The organism is Sporomusa sp. (assembly GCF_035561255.1).
Taxonomy (GTDB): domain Bacteria; phylum Bacillota; class Negativicutes; order Sporomusales; family Sporomusaceae; genus Sporomusa.
Window position 1 is genome coordinate 1 of sequence record NZ_DATMXX010000393.1, and the last position, 2930, is coordinate 2930.

The 2930-nt window shown below is 42.0% G+C and carries 4 protein-coding genes; 1 reads left to right on the forward strand and 3 read right to left on the reverse strand.

All coding sequences use genetic code 11. The features are described 5' to 3' along the window. Window positions 1–161 precede the first annotated feature (161 nt). Both VN379_RS22370 and VN379_RS22375 read right to left on the reverse strand, forming a co-directional pair. A complete protein-coding gene (locus tag VN379_RS22370; RefSeq protein ID WP_325538010.1) occupies window positions 162–947 on the reverse strand; it encodes a basic amino acid ABC transporter substrate-binding protein in 786 nt (261 codons plus the stop codon). A gap of 223 nt (window positions 948–1170) precedes the next feature. After that, the gene (locus VN379_RS22375) at window positions 1171–1467 is read right to left on the reverse strand and encodes a zinc-ribbon domain containing protein (protein ID WP_325538012.1); all 297 of its coding nucleotides are present in this window, start codon (window positions 1465–1467) and stop codon (window positions 1171–1173) included. 578 nt (window positions 1468–2045) lie between these two features. Between VN379_RS22375 and VN379_RS22380 the strand changes: the two genes are divergently transcribed. Then, on the forward strand, window positions 2046–2453 hold the full coding sequence (locus VN379_RS22380) for a hypothetical protein (RefSeq protein ID WP_325538014.1): 408 nt from the start codon (window positions 2046–2048) through the stop codon (window positions 2451–2453). Between the two features lie 265 nt (window positions 2454–2718). On the opposite strand, the gene VN379_RS22385 is transcribed toward VN379_RS22380, so the two are convergent. Continuing rightward, the coding region (locus tag VN379_RS22385) for a hypothetical protein (RefSeq protein ID WP_325538016.1) at window positions 2719–2930 on the reverse strand (212 nt) is incomplete at its 5' end.

Here is a 2930-nt window from a genome sequence, read left to right on the forward strand (position 1 = left end):
AATTAAATCAAAATCAAAATTCAAATTCCTCACCCTTAATTAAAATGTATAAGGTTGCATAAAATCACATGACAATTATATGCGGACAGGCAGTGAGTGTCAATAAGTTTTTTAGACATAAAAAACGGCGCGAAACATCGCGCCGTTGCAATATCCAGCTGCTACTGGGGAGGTTTCTTGCCAAACCATTTCACGTAGATTTTTTCATACTCGCCGTTTTTCTTAAGTTCATCCAGCGCTTTATTGAGTTTATCGGCTAACTCAGTGCTTTTCTTGGAGGTTGCAATACCATAATCTTCTGAAGTAAGCGGATCGCCTACAGTTTTAGCATCCTTACCACCGGCCTGGGCGATATAATATTCGTTAACAGGCAGGTCATTGACAACAGCGTCCACACCACCGGCCTTAAGTTCCATAAAGGCTTCAGGGGCAGTGTTAAACTCACGGATCTTGGCATCTTTAATCTTTTTGGCTTCATCAGCACCGGTTGTGCCAATTTGTACGGCAATGCGCTTGCCTTCAAGATCTTTAAAGGATTTCAACGTATTATTGTCAGACTTTACCACCATAGAAAGACCGGATTTGTAATATGGCTTGGTGAAATTAACCTTCTTAGCCCGCTCATCGGTAATGGTCATGGCTGAAATAGTGGCATCAATGTTACCGGCTTCCAGTGCAGGAATAAGCCCGTCAAAGTTCATACTTTGTACCTGGACCTCCATCCCCATTTGTTTGCCGATAGCTTTGATCAGATCCATGTCAAAGCCAACATAATCTTTCGATTTTTCATCCTGGAACTCAAACGGAGCAAACGCGGTATCAGAGCCAACCTTGAGCACCTTGGCCTGAGGCTGTTCAGCAGGTTTGGATGATTGACCACAGCCGGCAAGTCCAAACACCAGTACAAACATAGCAAGAACAGACCAGGCAATCAGTTTTTTAGACACGTATGTAACCCCCTTATAAATTGTTAAAAGATCTATAATGATTATACGATTCTATGTATATTTAGACAAGCATTTTAAACATGTATACATATACAAACGCATTTCAGTTCATAATTAAAGCACATTTGTCCACAATGTCCACTATAAGCGTCCTTTTTCGCAAAACTAAAAGCCCGGAATACTAAATTCCGGGCATTGTTTGGCGCAATATATTCTATATGTACTATTGCTCTTTTTTGGCGATAAAGCAGTCACGGCAATAAATAGGACGATCATTGCGAGGTTTAAATGGAACTTGAGTTGTTACACCGCATTCGGCACATACTGCTTCATGCATCTCCCGTTGGGTTGTCTGAGCTTCGCCACCATCACGGCTACGTCTTCTGTTACCCCTACATTCCCGACAACGGGCAGGTTCGTTTTCAAAACCTTTTTCTGCGTAAAACTCCTGCTCCCCTGCTGTGAAAACAAAATCTGTTCCACAGTCCTTGCACTTAAGAGTTCTGTCCTGAAAAGCCATTAACGAAATCCCCTCACCTTATGAATTTAAAAACCACTGCTTAGCCGACCTGGTCTTTGACCCCACACCCGCCTGCTGGGAATTTCGCTAATAGGATTTAACCCCTCACTACAGTTCCTCTCGGTCAAACTTTACCTGTCTGTTACTGGGACCGGCAGGGCTTACCTCTAAGCCGCACCATGCTCAAAGCCGCTTTGGGCTCCTTACGTGGGTCGTTTCGCCTGCGACTGGCATCGACTTTCAACCACAGACCTAAGCAAATTGGTTCTTATACTAAATTATAGGTTTCACATCCCAAAAAAGCAAGCATATATTTTCAGATGGTTTGAAAATATGGTTATAATTTACAGAAAATCACTCAAATAGCCTTAAAACCAGCATCAAGGGGCATAGTAAATGCTGGTAATAGCCTTGAAGCAGTCTCACCGGCGCTTACTTGCTGTTTAGTCATCTGAGACTGCCCCTTCTCTCTACAACCGAATCAGGCGCACCGAATGGTTACTTATGTGATTGTATGACGATTTATGTTATAATAAAGCAAAATAACGTGCTATATAGATGAGGGGGGGACTATTGGGGTGGAGAAACTGCTGCAACAGCTGATTGATGGACAGAAACAGCTTTTTGAAGGGCAGAAACAATTATTCGAGGGGCAAGAAAAGCTATCTCTGGGGCAGAAACAACTATTTGATGGACAAGAAAGGCTTTCTGCCAGACTGGACAAGCTGGAAGACAAAGTGGATGGCATGGCTATTACACTGAAAGAAAACGTAGATATGACCAAGGGATTGAAAAACTGGACAGAAGAAATCAATGCCCAGGTACATGGGCTAGGTCATACGCTGGCTAAGTTGGAAGGCAAAGTCAATCAGCTTGATGAAAAGGTAACCGAACATCTGGACCGGACGTCAGACAGCATTAATTTTCTGCTTCATAGAAGCGCCGAACATGGGGAAGATATTAAACGGTTACGCCGAGCATTATAGAAAAAACTAGTGCCTGCCAGGGCAAGCTGGCAGGCACTAGTTTTTTGTCATGGTCAGGCTTGAACAGTTCCCTTATTACTGGAAGGTGTATCAGACAATCAAAGTTTTAGACGGTGAATAACAGAATCTTACCAGTTAAGAACTATGCTGTTTTCTATAAAGTAAATGGCGACAATTAGAATCCTTCCAAATAAATCAGGCATGGAAGCCAGAAATCATTCCTCGCTTCCATGCCTGATTTATTTTTCTTGCAGTAATATCAAGTTTAATGGCCAATAGTTTTACATCTTATTAATGCAGGCTCGTACTCCCCACACAGCTTATAATAGGTAATCGCTTGTTCTTTAAATCCAATTACCTCATGTATAACCCCCACATTATAATAAGGTAAATAAGTGTTAATCCCTTCTATTTTTCCCCTGGGCAACTTAGTGCATTTCAAAAAACTTTCAACGGCTAGACTGAATTGAGCATTAT